The organism is Bradyrhizobium sp. YCK136 (assembly GCF_044570075.1).
Lineage (GTDB): Bacteria > Pseudomonadota > Alphaproteobacteria > Rhizobiales > Xanthobacteraceae > Bradyrhizobium > Bradyrhizobium diazoefficiens.
On the sequence record NZ_CP172424.1, the window covers coordinates 254,977 to 272,174 of the forward strand.

General features: G+C 64.9%; 14 protein-coding genes. 10 read left to right on the plus strand and 4 right to left on the minus strand.

From position 1 onward, the window contains the following. The first annotated feature begins 75 nt into the window (after positions 1–75). Together ACFLEY_RS01235 and ACFLEY_RS01240 are read left to right on the plus strand one after the other, a co-directional pair. Positions 76–852 (plus strand): thioredoxin family protein, encoded by a 777-nt coding sequence (locus ACFLEY_RS01235; RefSeq protein WP_060909707.1) that lies wholly within the window; start codon positions 76–78, stop codon positions 850–852. A gap of 747 nt (positions 853–1,599) precedes the next feature. Beyond that, entirely contained in the window at positions 1,600–1,971 is a 372-nt protein-coding gene (locus tag ACFLEY_RS01240) for a DUF2794 domain-containing protein (RefSeq protein WP_060909708.1), read from the plus strand. Positions 1,972–2,117: 146 nt separating this feature from the next. Here ACFLEY_RS01240 and ACFLEY_RS01245 read toward each other — a convergent pair whose 3' ends face one another. From ACFLEY_RS01245 to ACFLEY_RS01260, 4 genes are all read right to left on the minus strand, one after another. Continuing rightward, positions 2,118–2,648, minus strand: coding sequence for a GNAT family N-acetyltransferase (locus ACFLEY_RS01245; protein WP_060909709.1), 531 nt, complete (start codon positions 2,646–2,648; stop codon positions 2,118–2,120). 229 nt (positions 2,649–2,877) lie between these two features. Next, complete coding sequence (locus ACFLEY_RS01250; RefSeq protein WP_028174871.1) at positions 2,878–3,669, minus strand: Bax inhibitor-1/YccA family protein; 792 nt, start codon at positions 3,667–3,669, stop codon at positions 2,878–2,880. A gap of 269 nt (positions 3,670–3,938) precedes the next feature. Continuing rightward, the gene (locus ACFLEY_RS01255) at positions 3,939–6,509 is read right to left on the minus strand and encodes an ABC transporter permease (RefSeq protein ID WP_060909710.1); all 2,571 of its coding nucleotides are present in this window, start codon (positions 6,507–6,509) and stop codon (positions 3,939–3,941) included. Then, entirely contained in the window at positions 6,506–7,228 is a 723-nt protein-coding gene (locus tag ACFLEY_RS01260) for an ABC transporter ATP-binding protein (protein ID WP_060909711.1), read from the minus strand. The genes ACFLEY_RS01255 and ACFLEY_RS01260 overlap by 4 nt, the downstream gene beginning before the upstream one ends. Positions 7,229–7,283: 55 nt before the next feature. Between ACFLEY_RS01260 and ACFLEY_RS01265 the strand changes: the two genes are divergently transcribed. The 8 genes from ACFLEY_RS01265 (at position 7,284) to ACFLEY_RS01300 (ending at position 17,076) form a co-directional block, all read left to right on the plus strand. Further along, positions 7,284–7,928: an arylesterase gene (locus tag ACFLEY_RS01265; protein ID WP_396605003.1), complete on the plus strand. Its 645-nt coding sequence runs from the start codon at positions 7,284–7,286 to the stop codon at positions 7,926–7,928. Between the two features lie 174 nt (positions 7,929–8,102). Continuing rightward, complete coding sequence (gene thpR / locus ACFLEY_RS01270) at positions 8,103–8,639, plus strand: RNA 2',3'-cyclic phosphodiesterase (protein ID WP_011083289.1); 537 nt, start codon at positions 8,103–8,105, stop codon at positions 8,637–8,639. 102 nt (positions 8,640–8,741) lie between these two features. Continuing rightward, positions 8,742–9,926, plus strand: coding sequence for a cell division protein ZapE (gene zapE / locus ACFLEY_RS01275; RefSeq protein WP_060909712.1), 1,185 nt, complete (start codon positions 8,742–8,744; stop codon positions 9,924–9,926). A gap of 262 nt (positions 9,927–10,188) precedes the next feature. Continuing rightward, a complete protein-coding gene (mdh, locus tag ACFLEY_RS01280; RefSeq protein ID WP_008145224.1) occupies positions 10,189–11,157 on the plus strand; it encodes a malate dehydrogenase in 969 nt (322 codons plus the stop codon). A gap of 224 nt (positions 11,158–11,381) precedes the next feature. Beyond that, positions 11,382–12,578, plus strand: coding sequence for an ADP-forming succinate--CoA ligase subunit beta (sucC, locus tag ACFLEY_RS01285; RefSeq protein WP_060909713.1), 1,197 nt, complete (start codon positions 11,382–11,384; stop codon positions 12,576–12,578). A gap of 4 nt (positions 12,579–12,582) precedes the next feature. Then, positions 12,583–13,062: a DUF1579 family protein gene (locus ACFLEY_RS01290; RefSeq protein ID WP_060909714.1), complete on the plus strand. Its 480-nt coding sequence runs from the start codon at positions 12,583–12,585 to the stop codon at positions 13,060–13,062. A gap of 34 nt (positions 13,063–13,096) precedes the next feature. Next, positions 13,097–13,981, plus strand: coding sequence for a succinate--CoA ligase subunit alpha (gene sucD / locus ACFLEY_RS01295; protein WP_011083285.1), 885 nt, complete (start codon positions 13,097–13,099; stop codon positions 13,979–13,981). A 137-nt stretch (positions 13,982–14,118) separates the two neighbouring features. Next, complete coding sequence (locus tag ACFLEY_RS01300) at positions 14,119–17,076, plus strand: 2-oxoglutarate dehydrogenase E1 component (RefSeq protein WP_060909715.1); 2,958 nt, start codon at positions 14,119–14,121, stop codon at positions 17,074–17,076. Positions 17,077–17,198 lie beyond the last annotated feature (122 nt).

Genomic DNA, 17,198 nt, shown 5'->3' on the forward strand with positions numbered 1-17,198 from the left:
CGTGCCCGTAAGACTACGGTGACCATCAGGCGATAAGATTTCCCTTCCCACGAGCAACGGTGTGCGGCGTTCGACATGACAGCAATGACGGCTTCTCATCTGATTTCACGTTGGTCCGGTGCCTTCTGGTCGGGAGCACTCGGCATCTGTGCGATCGTCGCCGTCATCCGTCCCGCTGAGGCTGATCCCCGCGCCGTGGTTGAGCTCTTCACCTCGCAGGGCTGCTCCTCCTGCCCGCCCGCCGACAAGATCATCGGCGATCTCTCCAGCGATCCCTCGATCATCGCGCTGAGCATGCCGATCGATTATTGGGATTATCTCGGCTGGAAGGACACGCTGGCGGATTCGCGCTTCTCGGCGCGGCAGCGCGCTTATTCGCGCATGCGCGGCGACCGCGAGGTCTACACCCCGCAGGTCGTGGTGAACGGCTCGACGCATGTCGTCGGCAGTGATCGTGCCGGCATCGAGAGTGCGATCGGCAAGACCGACAAAGGCATGGGCGTGATGAGCGTGCCGGTGACGATGTCGCTCTCGGGCAAGCAGATCCACGTGTCGGTGGCCGCGAGCAAGGAGCCGGCGATCTCGCACGGCGAAGTCTGGATCTGCTCGATTGCGAAGTCAGTGCCGATCGCGATCGCCAAAGGCGAAAATCGCGGACAGCAGATCACCTATCACAACGTGGTGCGCAACCTGCTCAAGGTCGGCGACTGGAACGGTCGTCCGGAAAGCTGGACGGTGCCGATCGAGAACCTCACGCGCGACGGCGTCGATGGCGCGGTGGTCTATGTCCAGGACGGCAGCCGCGAGAAACCCGGCCCGATGCTGGGCGCGGCATACACGTCGCTGCACTGACGCGCACGCTTCGCATTCTTCCTGATGCGCGGTCTGGCTCTATCTCCTCATGGTGAGGAGCGCGCCCCTTGCGCGCGCGGCGGACGATGCTGCGCATCGCCGCGAGAACCATGAAAGGCCCCGCTGATGCCGCTCGGGCCTCGATCCTTCGGGACGCCGCGCGAAGGATGAGGGGAGAGAGCGTACGCAAGATCGTGTCGGAAAAATCTTGTCCCTCGTCATTCCGGGGCGCGCCTCTTTGGCGCGAGCCCGGAATCCATTTCTCAACTGGGAACCTTGGATTGATGGATTCCGGGCCCGCGCTTCGCGCGTCCCGGAATGACAGCGGGGAAAGAAACATCCCGACACAAACAAAAAAGGACCAACTCGCGTTGGCCCTCCTTGTCGCGCGTACAGACCCGATCCCGTCGACCCCGGGGGGCTGGGGGCTGAGGAATCCGGAACCGAAAGGACCGGGTCAACGCACACAGCTCTTTTCGCAGTGCAGGGCGGCAGGCGCTGGGCGGAAAAGCGGCGATACTATGATTCCTGCTAACGATCCCGTGACGGTTCGTCGCGACAGAGTTCCACCGTTGCGTGTGTTCCGATTCGCCCCCGGTTCAATGGGTTGCACCGAGAGCTCTTCAAACAGCCCTCGAGAGCCCTTGCGGTGGGGAACGGTTGGCGCAATCATGCGATTGTCATGATCCGCGGTTCCGGGGACGGTTTTCGCGGACGCGATCATGCCGTGCGATCAGGAGGCGCTCCATGAGTCTGACGTCGGAGGATGCCGATCCGAGCGAGCAGCGCGCGGCGGCGCGTCCCCCCGCTGCGAATGCGCAGCCGAACCAAGTGACCTTCAACCGGCTCGAGCTGCGCCGAATTCTCAATCTCTACGGCAGCATGGTCGCCGACGGCGAGTGGCGCGACTATGCCATCGACTTCCTGAAGGACCGTGCGGTGTTCTCGGTCTATCGCCGTGCCTCGGAAGTGCCGATCTATCGCATCGAGAAGGACCCGCGCCTCGCGCGCAAGCAGGGCATGTACAGCGTGATCTCGGCGACCGGCCTGATCCTGCGCCGCGGCCACGAGCTCGAGCGCGTGCTGCTGGTGATCGATCGCAAGCTGGCCGTGGTGTGACGACCTTCGGTCGTCATTCCGGGGCGCGACGAAGTCGCGAACTCCGGCGCGCGGTTGCGCGCCTGAGAATCTCGATCCGCATCGCTCGCTTGAAACTTCTGGATTCCGGGTTCGCGCTATGCGCGCCCCGGAATGACGTGAGGCCCTTACTTCCCCGGCACCGTGCTGGCGCCCTCGCCGAGCTCGCGCTGCATCATCACCGTGTCGAGCCAGCGGCCGAATTTCAGCCCGACATTGGGATGCGTGCCGATCATCCTGAAGCCGCCCTTGGTGTGCACGCCGATCGAGCCGGCATTGGCGGAATCGCCGATCACCGCGATCATCTGGCGGAAGCCGCGCGCCTCGCACTCGGCGATCAGCCGCTCCAGCAGCAACGAGCCGACGCCGCGGCGGTGGAAGGAGGGGTCGAGATAGATCGAATTCTCGACCGTGAAGCGATAGGCTGGCCGCGGCCGGTAGGCGCCGGCATAGGCGTAGCCGGCAACGCGGCCGTCGAGGATGGCGACGAAATAGGGATAGCCGCCGTCGACCAGCGCGCGGTAGCGCCGCGTCATCTCGGCAAGATCCGGCGGCTCCAGCTCGAACGTCGCCGTGCCCTCGCGGACGGCCTGCTGGTAGATGGCGGTGATGGTGGGGAGGTCGGCCTCAAGGGTGGGCCTGATTTCAGGTGCGGACATGGGGGAAGATTAGAGCCTTCCCGCGGCGGCCGGAAGAGGCAACATCGTTTCCATATACTCCGTCATTGCGAGGAGCCCTTGCGACGAAGCAATCCAGAAATGCATCCGCGGAAGCACTCTGGATTGCTTCGCTGCGCTCGCAATGACGGTGTTCGTGGAGGCACCCGGCTCAAACAAAAACCCCGGCCTCTCGGCCGGGGTTCGTGTCGTCCACTCTCTCGCCGATCGCTTAATCGCGCTGGCCGAGGAGCTGCAGGAGCAGCGTGAACAGGTTGATGAAGTTCAGGTACAGCGACAGCGCGCCGGTGATGGCCGCACGCTCTGCGATGTCACCGCCGGCCGCAGCGTAGCCGTAGATGTAGTCGTTCTTCAGCCGCTGGGTATCCCAGGCGGTGAGGCCCGCGAACACCAGCACGCCGACCACCGACACGATGAACTGCAGCATCGAGCTCGCCAGGAACAGGTTCACCAGGCTCGCGATGATGATGCCGATCAGGCCCATGAAGAGGAACGAGCCCATCCCGGTCAGATCACGCTTGGTGGTGTAGCCGTAGAGGCTGAGCGCACCGAAGGTCGCCGCGGTGATGAAGAACACCCGCACGATCGAGGTGTGCGTGAACACCAGGAAGATCGACGACAGCGAGATGCCCATCAGCGCCGAGAACACCCAGAACAGGATCTGGGCGGTCGAGGGCGCCAGACGGTTGATGCCTGCCGAGATCACGAACACCATGGCGAGCGGCGCGAGCATGAACAGCCACTTCAGGGGGCTGACGAACATCGCATAGCCGAACGGCGTCAGGAACAGCTTGCCGACGCGGACGGCTTCCGGGGTCGGAACGTCGGTCACGGCGGCCATGTAGACGCCGAGTGCGGCAAGGCCCGTGATGGCGAGGCCAATGCTCATGTAGTTGTAGATGCGCAGCATGTAGGCGCGCAGGCCGGCATCGACCGTCGCGGCGTCAACACGCCCGGCGGCCCTGCCGAAAGGAGAAGCGTAGTTACGGTCTAGGTCCGACATGGTCGAATTCCCGTTGGTTGGCCGGTCCGGCATGAGGGTCGCCATGCCGCCGGTTCGTCAAACTCTATCTCGGATACCGATGTCTGCCGACTAAATTTTGGCTAACAATCGGGGGTCCGAACCCATTGGATATGTGGGAAACTAACACATTCGCTGCAACCGTCCACGCGCGGCCGAATGTCGCCCTCGCCGGCAATCCTGGCGAGCGGACGTGGTTAATCGCAAGAATCGTGCGTTTCCGCACCCGCGCGGCGGCCCGCTACCTTTTGTCACAAATTCCGGAACACCGTGGCGGGCTTTTTGTTCAACGCCAGGAGCGTGCCGGCGAGCCCGAGCCCGACGGTGACGACCAGGGCGGCCACGACCACGCCGGCCGCGCTGCCGGCCTGCCAGACGAAGCTGAGCGTCATCAGCCGCGTCACGATCATCCAGGCGGCGATGCTGCCGGTGATCACGCCGAAGACCGCGGTTGCAAGCCCGATCAGGAGGTATTCGAGCGCATAGGCGCCGAGCAGCCGCAGCCGCGTCGCGCCCAGCGTCTTCAGGATCACCGCATCGTAGACCCGGTGGCGATGGCCGGCCGCGAGCGCCCCGCCGAGCACCAGGATCGCCGAGATCAGGGTCACGGCGCTCGCGCCGCGGATCGCCAGCGCAAGATTGGTCACGACCGAGCCGACCGTCTCCATCACCTCGCGCACGCGCACGCTCGTCACCATCGGGTAGGTGTCGGCCACCTGCTTGATGATCCTGCCGTCGCCTTCGGCATTGCTGCCGGCTTCCGTCAGCGTCGCGATATGGGTATGCGGCGCGCCCTTGAAGGCGTTCGGCGAGAACACCAGGACGAAATTGATGCCGAGGCCTTGCCAGTCGATGTTGCGCAGATTGCTGATCTTCGCCGGGATGTCGCGGCCGAGCACGTTGACCACGACCTCGTCGCCGAGCTTGAGGCCGAGCCCGTCGGCGATCTTCTTCTCCATCGAGACCAGCGGCGGGCCGGAATAGTCGGCGCTCCACCACTCGCCCTCGACCACCTTGGAGCCCTTCGGCAGCTCGCCGGTATAGGTGAGGCCGCGGTCGCTTTGCAGCACCCACTCGGAATCGGTCGTCGGCTTGAGCTCTTCGGCGCGGACGCCGCGTGCGGCGACGATGCGCCCGCGCAGCATCGGCACGTCCTCGACCTTGGCGCCGGGCGCGATCTGGCGCAGATAGCCGTCGAACTGCGCCGCCTGCGTACTCGGAATGTCGATGAAGAAGAACGACGGCGCCTGATCCGGCAGGGCCGCGAGGAACTGCCGGCGCAGATTGCCGTCGATCTGGGTGATGGTGACGAGCACGGCGAGCCCGAGGCCGAGCGACAGCACGACCGAGGGCGTCAGCGCGCCGGGCCGGTGGATGTTGGCGATCGCGAGCCGCAGCATCGGCAGCCGCGTCCGCGGCATCCGCCGCGCGATCGTCATCAGCAGGGCGGCGATGCCGCGCAGCAGCGCGAACACGACGACCGAGGAGGCCACGAACACCGCCGCGATGCGCTTGTCGAAGGACAGGCCGATCACGACAGCGACGAGCAGGGCGATCACGACGCCCATGAACACGAGATAGCTCCAGCGCGGCCGGTGCCATTCGGAGCTGATGGTGTCGCGGAACAGTGCGGCGACCGGCACGTCGTGCACCCGTCCGAGCGGCCACAGGCCGAAGGCGAGCGCGGTCAAAAGGCCGTAGACGAAGGACAGCGCGAGCTCGTCGGCATGCACGGCCGGCACCACCGGCAGCGGCAGCAGCTTGCCGAACAGCCCGACGATGGCGAAGGGCATGGCGGCGCCGAGCGCGAGCCCGATCACGGACCCGATCGCGGCCAGCAGGATGACCTGGGCGAGATAGATGCCGAACACGTCGCGGCCCGTGGCGCCGACGGCCTTGAAGGCCGCGATCACCTCGAGCTTCCGGTCGATATGGCTCTTCACCGCGTTGGCGACGCCGACGCCGCCGACCAGCAGCGCGGCGAGGCCGACCAGCGTCAGGAACTGCGTGAAGCGGCTGATGTTGCGCTCGAGCTGCGGCGAGGCGTTGGAGCGGCTGCGGACTTCCCAGCCGGCCTGCGGCGCGGCGTTGCGCGCATCGGCGATGAAGGCGTCGGTGGCGCGCTCGTTGTTGGCGGTATCGGGCAGCTTCACCCGGTAGACCCAGCGCACCAGGCTGCCGGGCTGGATCAAGCCGGTGGCCCGCAGGCCCGCCTCGCTGATCAGGAAGCGCGGGCCGAAGCCGATGCCGCCGGCGAGCTTGTCGGGCTCGGCTTCGACCGTGCTGCGGATCTGGAAGGTCGCCGAGCCGATGGTGACGCGGTCGCCGGTCTTGAGCGAGAGCCGCGCCAGCAGCGTCGGATCGGCAGCCGCGCCGAACGCGCCGTCACGCTCCGCAAGGATGTCGGACATCGGCAGCTGTGGCGCCAGCGTCAATTGGCCGAGCATCGGATAGGTGTCGTCGACCGCCTTCATCTCGACCAGCGCGAGCTGGCCGTCGGCCGAGCGCGCCATGCCGCGCAGGGTCGCGGCGGTCGAGACGGTGCCGCGCGAACGCAGGAAAGCGACTTCCTCGGGCTTGGCCTCGCGCTGGAACAGCACGAAGGAGACGTCGCCGCCGAGCAGCGTGCGGCCTTCGCGGGCGAGACCGTCGGAGAGGCTCGCCGACACCGAGCCGACGCCGGCGATCGCCATCACGCCGAGCGCGATGCAGGCGATGAAGACGTAGAAGCCGCGCAGGCCCCCGCGCAATTCGCGTAAGGCGTAGCGGAGCGACAACGCGGCGGCGTTGGGCCGCACGAACGGTTCGGCCGCGGCGCTCATGCCGGTGCAGACTGCGTGTCGATGCGCCCGGAGCGCAGGCGGATGACGCGATCGCAGCGATGCGCGAGCGAGGAATCGTGCGTGACCAGCACCAGGGTCATGCCGCGCTCGGCATGCTTGGTGAAGAGCAGGTCGACGATCTGTTTTCCGGTCGCCTCGTCGAGATTGCCGGTCGGCTCGTCGGCGACGAGAATCGCAGGATCGGGCGCCAGCGCGCGCGCGAGCGCGACGCGCTGCTGCTCGCCGCCGGAAAGCTGCGTCGGATAATGATGCAGGCGGTCGCCGAGCCCGACCGATTGCAGCTCCTGCGCCGCGCGTTTCGCGGCCTCGGGATTGCCGGCAAGCTCAAGCGGCACGGCGACATTCTCCAGCGCCGTCATGGTCGGGATCAGATGGAAGGACTGGAAGACGATGCCGACCTGGCGGCCGCGGAAGCGGGCGAGCGCGTCCTCGTCGAGGGCATTGAAAGGCGTGCCGTTCACCACCACCTCTCCGCTATCAGGACGCTCCAGCCCCGCCATCACCATCAGCAGCGTGGATTTGCCCGAGCCTGACGGGCCGATCAGGCCAATCGTCTCGCCCGAGGCGACCCGCAAGCTGATATCCTTGAGGATGTGAACGCGTGCCGCGCCCGTACCCAATGAGAGATTGACGTTGGAGATGGCGATGGTGTCCGGCGTGGTGCCGGCGAGCGAAGAGGATTCGATGCGAGTGTCCATGGTCCGGTCATATGGCAACTCCGATAGCGCGGTCGAGAGGCGTTACGGATTGTTCATGCACATAGCCGTGTTGGTGCTCGCCGTGATGACAATTGCGACAAATGCGTCGGCACAGGCCCAGCCGGCCGCCAAACCGATCAAGCTGGTGGTCCTCGGCGATTCCTTGAGCGCCGGCCTCGGCCTCCCGGCCCAGGAGGCATTCCCCGCGAAACTTCAAAAAGCCTTGCAGGCCAAAGGCATAGAGGTTGGCATGACCAATGCCGGGGTGTCCGGCGACACCGCCTCCGGCGGCCGCGACCGGCTCGACTGGTCGGTCCCTGAGGGAACCGAGGGGGTGATCGTCGAGCTCGGCGCCAACGACGCGCTGCGCGGCATCGATCCCGGCCTGACGCGCACCGCGCTGACCGACATCGTCCAGCGGCTGAAGGCGCGCAGGATTCCGGTCATGCTGTGCGGCATGCTGGCTCCGCCGAATTACGGCGCCGACTACGCCGCCCGCTTCAATTCGATTTATCCGGATCTTGCGAAACAATTCGACGTGCCGCTCTATCCGTTCTTTCTCGACGGCGTTGCGGCCGACGCCAAGCTCAACCAGGCCGACGGCATCCATCCGACCGCGGCGGGCGTGGACATCATCGTCGGCAACATGATGCCCACGGTGGAGGCATTCCTGCGCAACATAAGCGAGCAACGCCGTTGAAAAGCAGGCAACGCTAACCCTAATTCCCAGGGTTTTCACGGGGTGGCCCGCGCGATGCTTCGCAGAGTCACACAACTGCGATAGGAATCAGGGTACCGGTGATTCGTCGCCGGCTCTAATTTGGATAAGGTCCTGCTTCAAGGGACCGTACCCAAGCATCGGGAGTGCGAAACGATGCCGCGTTTGTTCACTGGTCTGGAAATCCCGGCCGAGATCGGCCAGACGCTTTCCAACTTGAGGGGCGGCCTTCCCGGCGCCCGCTGGATCGATCCCGAAAATTATCACGTCACCTTGCGCTTCATCGGCGATATCGACGGCGTCTCCGCCAACGAGATCGCCTCGATGCTGTTTCGCGTCAACCGCAAACCGTTCGAGGTGAAGGTGCAGGGGCTGACGAGCTTCGGCGGCCGCAAGCCGCGCGCGGTGGTCGCCACCATCGCGCCGAGCAAGCCGCTGATCGAATTGCAGGCCGAGCTCGAGCGGATGATGCAGCGGATCGGCCTTAATCCGGAGGGACGCAAGTTCATCCCGCACGTCACGCTGGCGCGACTGCACGACGCCACCGACCGTGACGTCGCCGACTATCTGTCGCTGCGCGGCTACTTCCCGAGCAAGGCGTTCATGGCCGAACGTTTTGTCTTGTTCTCGTCCCGTGCATCGACCGGCGGCGGACCGTATGTGGTCGAGGACGCCTACGAGCTGTGTGAGTAGGTCTTTACCTCTCCCCGCCTGCGGGGAGAGTGAGGAAATTCGCATACCCCTGACACCAATTCACGGCTTGCAATTTCCGTCCGTCTCTGGCGGTAAAGAGCCATGCTCTCGCCCCCCAGTTCCCAATTCCGCGAGGCCTATCAGGCCCAGATCGCCGACGGCGCGATCGAGCCCGATGCTGCGCAGGCCGAAGTCGCCGAAGCCTATGCGGCGCTCGACCAGCGGCTCGGCAGCTACAAGCCGCAGCGCAAGCAGGGCCTGCTCAGCCGTCTGTTCAGCAGTGACAAGGACGAGGCGCCGCACGGGCTCTACATCCATGGCGAGGTCGGCCGCGGCAAGACCATGCTGATGGACCTGTTCTTCCAGCACAGTACCGTCGAGCACAAGCACCGCGCGCATTTCCACGAGTTCATGGCCGATGTGCACGAGCGCATCTACGACTATCGCCAGAGCATCGCGCGCGGCGAGATCGCCGACGGCGACGTCATCGCGCTGACCGCGAACGCGATCTTCGAGGAGAGCTGGCTGCTCTGCTTCGACGAATTCCACGTCACCGACATCGCGGACGCCATGATCCTCGGCCGCCTGTTCGCAAAGCTGTTCGAGCTCGGCACCGTGGTGGTCGCAACCTCCAACGTCGCGCCCGAGGATCTCTACAAGGGCGGCCTCAACCGTTCGCTGTTCCTGCCCTTCATCAAGCAGATCACCGACCACATGGACGTGGCGCGGCTCGATGCGCGCACCGACTTCCGGCTGGAGAAGCTTCAGGGCGTGCCGATGTGGCTGACGCCGGCGGATGGCGATGCGGACGCAGCCCTCGACCGCGCCTGGTCGCGGATGAGCGGCAGCGCCAAATGCAAGTCGCGCGATATTTTGATCAAGGGCCGCATCCTGCACGTGCCGTGCTCGGCCCATGGCGTGGCGCGGTTCTCGTTCGCCGATCTCTGCGAGAAGCCGCTCGGCGCATCGGATTACCTCAGGCTCGCGCACGACTATCACACCATCCTGGTCGACCATATTCCAGTGATGGACTTCTCCCAGCGCAACGCCGCCAAGCGCTTCATCACGCTGATCGATACGCTCTATGACAATGCCGTGAAGCTGATGGCCTCGGCCGACGCCAACCCGATCTCGCTGTACCTCGCCGATGAGGGCAACGAGGCCAACGAGTTCAAGCGGACCGCCTCGCGGCTGATCGAAATGAGCTCGGAATCCTATCTGGCGCTGCCTCACGGCCGCAAGGATTCCACCGCCAGCGGCTCCACCAAGGGCCTGGTGGAGACTTAAGTCCTATTTCACCATTTTCTCCGCCGTCATTCCGGGGCGCGACAAAGTCGCGAGCCCGGAATCCATCGCGCCACTAACTCTGCAGCCCGATGGATTCCGGGCCTGCGCCTGTCGGCGCATCCCGGAATGATGGACGGGGGTATGCTGGCTGCGATCTCGGCAAGCCCGACAATTGGGCATCCACCGACTTGAACGGGCGAAGCGAAAGGGATAACCACCCTGTCAGTTTTCCCCTCCTTACGTGTCTAAAGGACAGGTTCACATGGCGCGCGACAAGATTGCTTTGATTGGCTCCGGTCAGATCGGCGGAACGCTGGCTCACCTCATCGGCCTGAAAGAACTGGGCGACGTCGTGATGTTCGACATCGCCGAGGGCGTGCCGCAGGGCAAGGCGCTCGACATTGCGCAGTCCTCCCCGGTCGACGGCTTCGACGCCCACTACACCGGCGCGAACTCCTACGAGGCGCTCGACAACGCCAAGGTCTGCATCGTCACCGCCGGCGTCCCGCGCAAGCCCGGCATGAGCCGCGACGATCTCCTCTCCATCAACCTCAAGGTCATGGAGCAGGTCGGCGCCGGCATCAAGAAGTATGCCCCCGACGCCTTCGTCATCTGCATCACCAACCCGCTCGACGCCATGGTGTGGGCGCTCCAGAAGGCCTCGGGCCTGCCGCACAAGAAGGTCGTCGGCATGGCCGGCGTGCTGGACTCGGCGCGCTTCCGCTACTTCCTGGCCGACGAATTCAACGTCTCCGTTGAAGACGTCACCGCCTTCGTGCTCGGCGGCCACGGCGACACCATGGTGCCGCTGGTGAAGTACTCCACCGTCGCCGGCATCCCGCTGCCTGACCTCGTCAAGATGGGCTGGACCTCGCAGGCGCGCCTCGACGAGATCGTCGACCGCACCCGCAACGGCGGCGCCGAGATCGTCAATTTGCTCAAGACCGGCTCGGCCTTCTACGCCCCGGCCGCTTCCGCGATCGCGATGGCCGAGAGCTATCTGCGTGACAAGAAGCGCGTGCTGCCCAGCGCCGCCTACCTCAACGGCGAATACGGCGTGAAGGACATGTATGTCGGCGTGCCCGTCGTGATCGGCTCCAAGGGTGTCGAGCGCGTCGTCGAGATCGAGCTCGCCGGCAAGGACCGCGAGGCCTTCGACAAGTCGGTCGGCGCGGTGCAGGGCCTGGTCGACGCCTGCAAGAAGATCGCCCCCGATCTTCTCGGCCGCTAAGGCGCAAACAAATCCCGCCGAAGATCGGAAAACCGGTCTTCGGCGGTTTCACTTCTGGGGCCCGGCAGCAACTCTTGTTGAAGGCCTGGCGGGTTCCGGCTCAGCAGTCCAAAGATCTCGATGTCAAAGAATCCGGGTTGCAGTTCCTGTGGTATATGGTATGCCAGCCACAAGACTGAGGTGGGCCTACGAGGTCGCCGCCCGCGGATTCAGGGAGCGACCATATGAATATCCATGAATATCAGGCCAAAGCGCTGCTGGGCGAGTTCGGCGTTCCAATCTCCAAGGGCGTGCCGGTCCTCAAAGCCGCAGACGCGGAGGCCGCCGCCAAGGCGCTGCCTGGTCCGGTCTATGTGGTGAAGAGCCAGATCCATGCCGGTGGCCGCGGCAAGGGCAAGTTCAAGGAAGCCTCCGCCGGCGACAAGGGCGGTGTCCGCATCGCCAAGTCGGCCGCCGAGGTCTCCGAATTCGCCAAGCAGATGCTCGGCGCGACGCTCGTGACGTTCCAGACCGGCCCTGCCGGCAAGCAGGTCAACCGCCTCTACATCGAGGACGGCTCCGACATCGACAAGGAGTTCTATCTCTCGCTGCTGGTCGACCGCGAGACCTCGCGCGTCTCCTTCGTCGTGTCGACCGAAGGCGGCGTCAACATCGAGGACGTCGCGCACAACACGCCTGAGAAGATCGTCACCTTCTCGGTCGATCCCGCGACCGGCATCATGGGCCATCACGGCCGCACCGTCGCCAACGCGCTGAAGCTCTCCGGCGATCTCGCCAAGCAGGCCGAGAAGCTCACCGCGCAGCTCTACGCGGCATTCGTCGCCAAGGACATGTCGATGCTGGAGATCAACCCGCTGGTCGTGACCAAGCAGGGCCAGCTCCGCGTGCTCGACGCCAAGGTGTCGTTCGACGACAACGCGCTGTTCCGTCATCCCGAGGTGCTCGCGCTACGCGACGAGACCGAGGAAGACGCCAAGGAAATCGAGGCGTCCAAGTACGACCTCAACTACGTCACCCTCGACGGCAACATCGGCTGCATGGTCAACGGTGCCGGTCTCGCCATGGCGACGATGGACATCATCAAGCTCTACGGCATGGCGCCGGCGAACTTCCTCGACGTCGGCGGCAGCGCCAGCAAGGAGAAGGTCGCGGCCGCGTTCAAGATCATCACCGCCGATCCCAACGTGAAAGGCATCCTGGTCAACATCTTCGGCGGCATCATGAAGTGCGACGTGATCGCCGAGGGCGTCACGGCCGCCGTGCGCGAGGTCGGCCTCAGCGTGCCGCTGGTGGTTCGCCTCGAAGGCACCAATGTCGAGCTCGGCAAGAAGATCATCCTTGAATCCGGACTGAACGTGGTGCCGGCCGACAATCTCGACGACGCCGCGCAGAAGATCGTGAAGGCCGTCAAGGGAGGCTAACGCCATGGCCCAGGACCATCTCGCCGCATCATCTCCGCTTGCAGAGCACGCGCGTCTCGCCGCGTTCGCCGGCGAATGGGATGGCGAAGAGGTGGTCTTCCCGTCGCGCTGGACGGCGGGCGGGCCGGCCACCTCGCGCACCGTCGCGCGCATGGACCTGAACGGGTTCTACCTGATCCAGGACTCGGTCCAGATGCGCGACGGCAAGCAGATCTTCGCCACCCACGGCATCTTCACCTTCGACCGCGAGGACCGGACCTACAAATTGTTCTGGTACGACTCGCTCGGCTACACGCCGCCTTCGCCCGCCTCCGGCGGGTGGGTCGGCAAGACCCTGACGCTGGTGCGCGGCTCGCTCCGCGGCAATGCGCGCCACGTCTACGAGATCATCGACGACAATTCCTACTCGTTGAAGATCCAGTTCTCGCCGGACGCGGAAGGCTGGGCTGACGTGCTCACCGGCGTCTACCGCCGCATCCACTGACCTCTCACTCGTTAGTTTCGCGAAAGCAGACCTCATGTCCATCCTGATCGACAAGAACACCAAGGTCATCTGCCAGGGCTTCACCGGCAAGAACGGCACCTTCCACTCGGAGGCCGCGATTGCCTACGGCACCAAGATGGTCGGCGGCACCTCGCCGGGCAAAGGCGGCTCGACGCATCTGGGCCTGCCGGTGTTCGACACCGTGCGCGACGCGCGTGAGAAGACCGGCGCGGATGCGTCGGTGATCTACGTGCCGCCGCCGGGCGCGGCCGATGCGATCTGCGAAGCCATCGACGCCGAGATCCCGCTGATCGTCTGCATCACGGAAGGCATTCCGGTCATCGACATGGTCCGCGTGAAGCGCTCGCTGGCCGGTTCCAAGTCCCGCCTGATCGGGCCGAACTGCCCGGGCGTCATGACCGCCGGCGAATGCAAGATCGGCATCATGCCGGCCAACATCTTCAAGACCGGCAGCGTCGGCATCGTCTCCCGCTCCGGCACGCTGACCTATGAAGCCGTGTTCCAGACCTCGCAGGAAGGCCTCGGCCAGACCACCGCGGTCGGCATCGGCGGCGACCCGGTCAAGGGAACCGAGTTCATCGACGTGCTGGAAATGCTGCTCGCCGACCCCAAGACGGAATCGATCATCATGATCGGCGAGATCGGCGGTTCCGCCGAGGAGGACGCCGCCCAGTTCCTCAAGGACGAGGCCAAGCGCGGCCGCAAGAAGCCGATGGTCGGCTTCATCGCCGGCGTCACCGCCCCTCCCGGCCGCCGCATGGGTCATGCCGGTGCGATCATTTCGGGCGGCAAGGGCGACGCCGGTTCCAAGACCGACGCGATGAAATCGGCTGGGATTACAGTCTCGCCGTCTCCCGCCCGCCTCGGGCACACGCTTGCCGAAAAGTTGAAGGGCTAATTCACTTCTTCGTACTTTTCCGGGCGAAGTTTCGCAGCAAATAGGGTAAATGGTGCCAATCGCGCTGGGCCTCTGCCGGGGAGCCCAGCGCCAGCGCCGTTTGTTATGCGCGAACCGAAATCGCCAGGAACTCAAGTATGTCTCGCCAAGACGCGAACGCAGCCTTTGCCCTCTCATCTTTTTTGCAGGGCACCAACGCCACCTACATCGACGAAATCTACGCCCGCTACGAGAAGGACCCGTCCTCGGTCGACACCGAGTGGCAGGAGTTCTTCAAGAGCCTGAAGGACCAGCCGGACGACGTCCGCAGGAACGCCGAGGGCCCGTCCTGGGAGCGCGCCAACTGGCCGCTGACGCCGCAGGACGACCTGACCTCCGCCCTCGACGGCAATTGGGCCGAGGTCGAGAAGGCGGTCGGCGGCAAGATCGCCGCCAAGGCGCAGGCCAAGGGCGCCGATATCTCCTCCGCCGATCTGCTCCAGGCGACGCGCGACTCGGTCCGCGCCCTGATGCTGATCCGCTCCTACCGCATGCGCGGCCACTTCCACGCCAAGCTCGATCCGCTCGGCATCGAGGCGCCGCGCAACCGCGAAGAGCTCGACCCGCGCACCTACGGCTTCAGCGAGGCCGATTTTGACCGCAAGATCTTCCTCGATCACGTGCTCGGCCTCGAATACGGCACGCTGCGCGAGATCACCGCGATCTGCGAGCGCACCTACTGCCAGACGCTCGGCGTCGAGTTCATGCATATCAGCAATGCCGCGCAGAAGGCCTGGATCCAGGAGCGCATCGAGGGGCCCGATAAGGAAATCTCCTTCACCCGCGAGGGCCGCAGAGCCATCCTGACCAAGCTGGTCGAAGCCGAAGGCTTCGAAAAGTTCTGCGATACCAAGTTTACCGGCACCAAGCGTTTCGGTCTCGACGGTGCTGAATCCCTGATCCCCGCGCTCGAGCAGATCATCAAGCGCGGCGGCAATCTCGGCGTGAAGGAAATCGTGCTGGGCATGCCGCATCGCGGCCGCCTCAACGTGCTGACCCAGGTGATGGGCAAGGCCCACCGCGCGCTGTTCCACGAGTTCAAGGGCGGCTCGGCCAACCCTGACGCGGTCGAAGGCTCCGGCGACGTCAAGTATCATCTCGGCGCCTCCTCGGACCGCGAGTTCGACGGCAACCGCATCCATCTGTCGCTGACCGCCAATCCCTCGCATCTCGAGATCGTCGATCCCGTCGTGCTCGGCAAGGTCCGCGCCAAGCAGGACCAGCACGGCGATCCGCCGGATATGCGCATCTCCGTCATGCCGCTGCTGATGCACGGCGACGCCGCGTTCGCCGGCCAGGGCGTGGTCGCGGAATGCTTCGGTCTGTCGGACCTGAAGGGCTACCGCACCGGCGGCTCCGTGCACTTCATCGTCAACAACCAGATCGGCTTCACCACCTATCCGCGTTACTCGCGTTCCTCGCCCTATCCGTCGGATGTGGCGAAGATGATCGACGCGCCGATCTTCCATGTGAACGGCGACGATCCGGAAGCCGTGGTGTTCGCGGCCAAGGTCGCGACCGAATTCCGGCAGAAGTTCCACAAGCCCGTCGTCATCGACATGTTCTGCTACCGCAGGCATGGCCATAACGAGGGCGACGAGCCGGCGTTCACCCAGCCGGTGATGTACAAGAAGATCGCGGCGCATCCGTCCACGCTCGAGCTCTACGCCCGCCGCCTCATCAGCGAAGGCGTGATGACCGAGGGCGAGGTCGACAAGGCCAAGGCCGACTGGCGCGCGCGGCTCGATGCCGAGTTCGAGGCCGGTACCTCCTACAAGCCGAACAAGGCCGACTGGCTCGACGGCAAGTGGGCGGGCTTCAAGATCGCCGACCAGGAAGAGGACGCCCGCCGCGGCGTCACCGGCGTCGACATCACCGCGCTGAAGGATATCGGCCGCAAGATCACCAAGGTGCCGGATGGTTTCCGCGTCCACCGCACCATCCAGCGCTTCCTGGAGAACCGCTCCAAGGCGATCGACAGCGGCGCCGGCATCGACTGGGCGACCGGCGAAGCGCTGGCGTTCTGCTCGTTGCTCAACGAGAACCATCACGTCCGGCTGTCCGGCCAGGATTCCGAGCGCGGCACCTTCTCGCAGCGCCACTCGGTCCTGATCGACCAGGAAGACGAGAGCCGCTACACGCCGTTCAACCATCTCGGCCACGAGCAGGGCCATTACGAGGTCATCAACTCGCTGCTGTCGGAAGAAGCCGTGCTCGGCTTCGAATATGGCTATTCGCTCGCCGAGCCGAACACGCTGACCCTGTGGGAAGCGCAGTTCGGCGACTTCGCCAACGGCGCGCAGGTCGTGTTCGACCAGTTCATCTCCTCGGGCGAGCGCAAATGGCTGCGCATGTCCGGCCTCGTCTGCCTCTTGCCGCACGGCTATGAAGGGCAGGGACCGGAGCACTCCTCGGCGCGCCTCGAGCGTTACTTGCAGATGTGCGCGGAAGACAACATGCAGGTGGTCTACCCGACCACGCCGGCGAACTACTTCCACGTGCTGCGCCGGCAGCTGCATCGCGAGATCCGTAAACCCCTGATCCTGATGACGCCGAAGTCGCTGCTGCGTCACAAGCGGGCGGTGTCGCGTCTCGAGGAGCTTGCGAAGGGAACGACCTTCCACCGCATCCTGTACGACGACGCCCAGATGCTGCCGACCGATGCCATCAAGCTCGTTCCGGACGAGAAGATCCGCCGCATCGTGCTCTGCTCCGGCAAGGTCTATTACGACCTCTACGAGGAGCGCGAGAAGCGCGGCATCGACGACATCTACCTGATGCGCGTCGAGCAGCTCTATCCGGTGCCGCTGAAGGCGCTGGTGGCCGAGCTGTCGCGCTTCAAGAAGGCCGAAGTGGTGTGGTGCCAGGAAGAGCCCCGCAACATGGGTGCCTGGCACTTCATCGAGCCCTATCTGGAGTGGGTGCTGAACCAGGTGAACGGTGTGAGCCGGCGTCCGCGTTATGTCGGCCGCGCCGCTTCCGCCGCGACCGCCACGGGTCTGATGTCCAAGCATCAGGCTCAGCTGAAGGCGTTCCTGGACGAAGCACTGAGCTGAACTTTTTGAACTGCGTCATGCCCCGCCAAAAGCGGGGCATCCGGCATGCCATGGCGTCCTCGTGAATGCGAACGTCCCGGCTTGCTGGATGGCCTGCTTTTCGCTGGCCGTGACAATTGGAA

Coding starts and splice junctions, on each gene's coding strand:
- mdh (WP_008145224.1), top strand. CDS start 10,189: ATGGCGCGCGACAAGATTGCTTTGATTGGCTCCGGTCAGATCGGCGGA.
- ACFLEY_RS01290 (WP_060909714.1), top strand. CDS start 12,583: ATGGCCCAGGACCATCTCGCCGCATCATCTCCGCTTGCAGAGCACGCG.
- zapE (WP_060909712.1), top strand. CDS start 8,742: ATGCTCTCGCCCCCCAGTTCCCAATTCCGCGAGGCCTATCAGGCCCAG.
- ACFLEY_RS01245 (WP_060909709.1), bottom strand. CDS start 2,648: ATGTCCGCACCTGAAATCAGGCCCACCCTTGAGGCCGACCTCCCCACC.
- sucC (WP_060909713.1), top strand. CDS start 11,382: ATGAATATCCATGAATATCAGGCCAAAGCGCTGCTGGGCGAGTTCGGC.
- ACFLEY_RS01265 (WP_396605003.1), top strand. CDS start 7,284: ATGCACATAGCCGTGTTGGTGCTCGCCGTGATGACAATTGCGACAAAT.
- sucD (WP_011083285.1), top strand. CDS start 13,097: ATGTCCATCCTGATCGACAAGAACACCAAGGTCATCTGCCAGGGCTTC.
- ACFLEY_RS01240 (WP_060909708.1), top strand. CDS start 1,600: ATGAGTCTGACGTCGGAGGATGCCGATCCGAGCGAGCAGCGCGCGGCG.
- ACFLEY_RS01300 (WP_060909715.1), top strand. CDS start 14,119: ATGTCTCGCCAAGACGCGAACGCAGCCTTTGCCCTCTCATCTTTTTTG.
- thpR (WP_011083289.1), top strand. CDS start 8,103: ATGCCGCGTTTGTTCACTGGTCTGGAAATCCCGGCCGAGATCGGCCAG.
- ACFLEY_RS01235 (WP_060909707.1), top strand. CDS start 76: ATGACAGCAATGACGGCTTCTCATCTGATTTCACGTTGGTCCGGTGCC.
- ACFLEY_RS01255 (WP_060909710.1), bottom strand. CDS start 6,509: ATGAGCGCCGCGGCCGAACCGTTCGTGCGGCCCAACGCCGCCGCGTTG.
- ACFLEY_RS01250 (WP_028174871.1), bottom strand. CDS start 3,669: ATGTCGGACCTAGACCGTAACTACGCTTCTCCTTTCGGCAGGGCCGCC.
- ACFLEY_RS01260 (WP_060909711.1), bottom strand. CDS start 7,228: ATGGACACTCGCATCGAATCCTCTTCGCTCGCCGGCACCACGCCGGAC.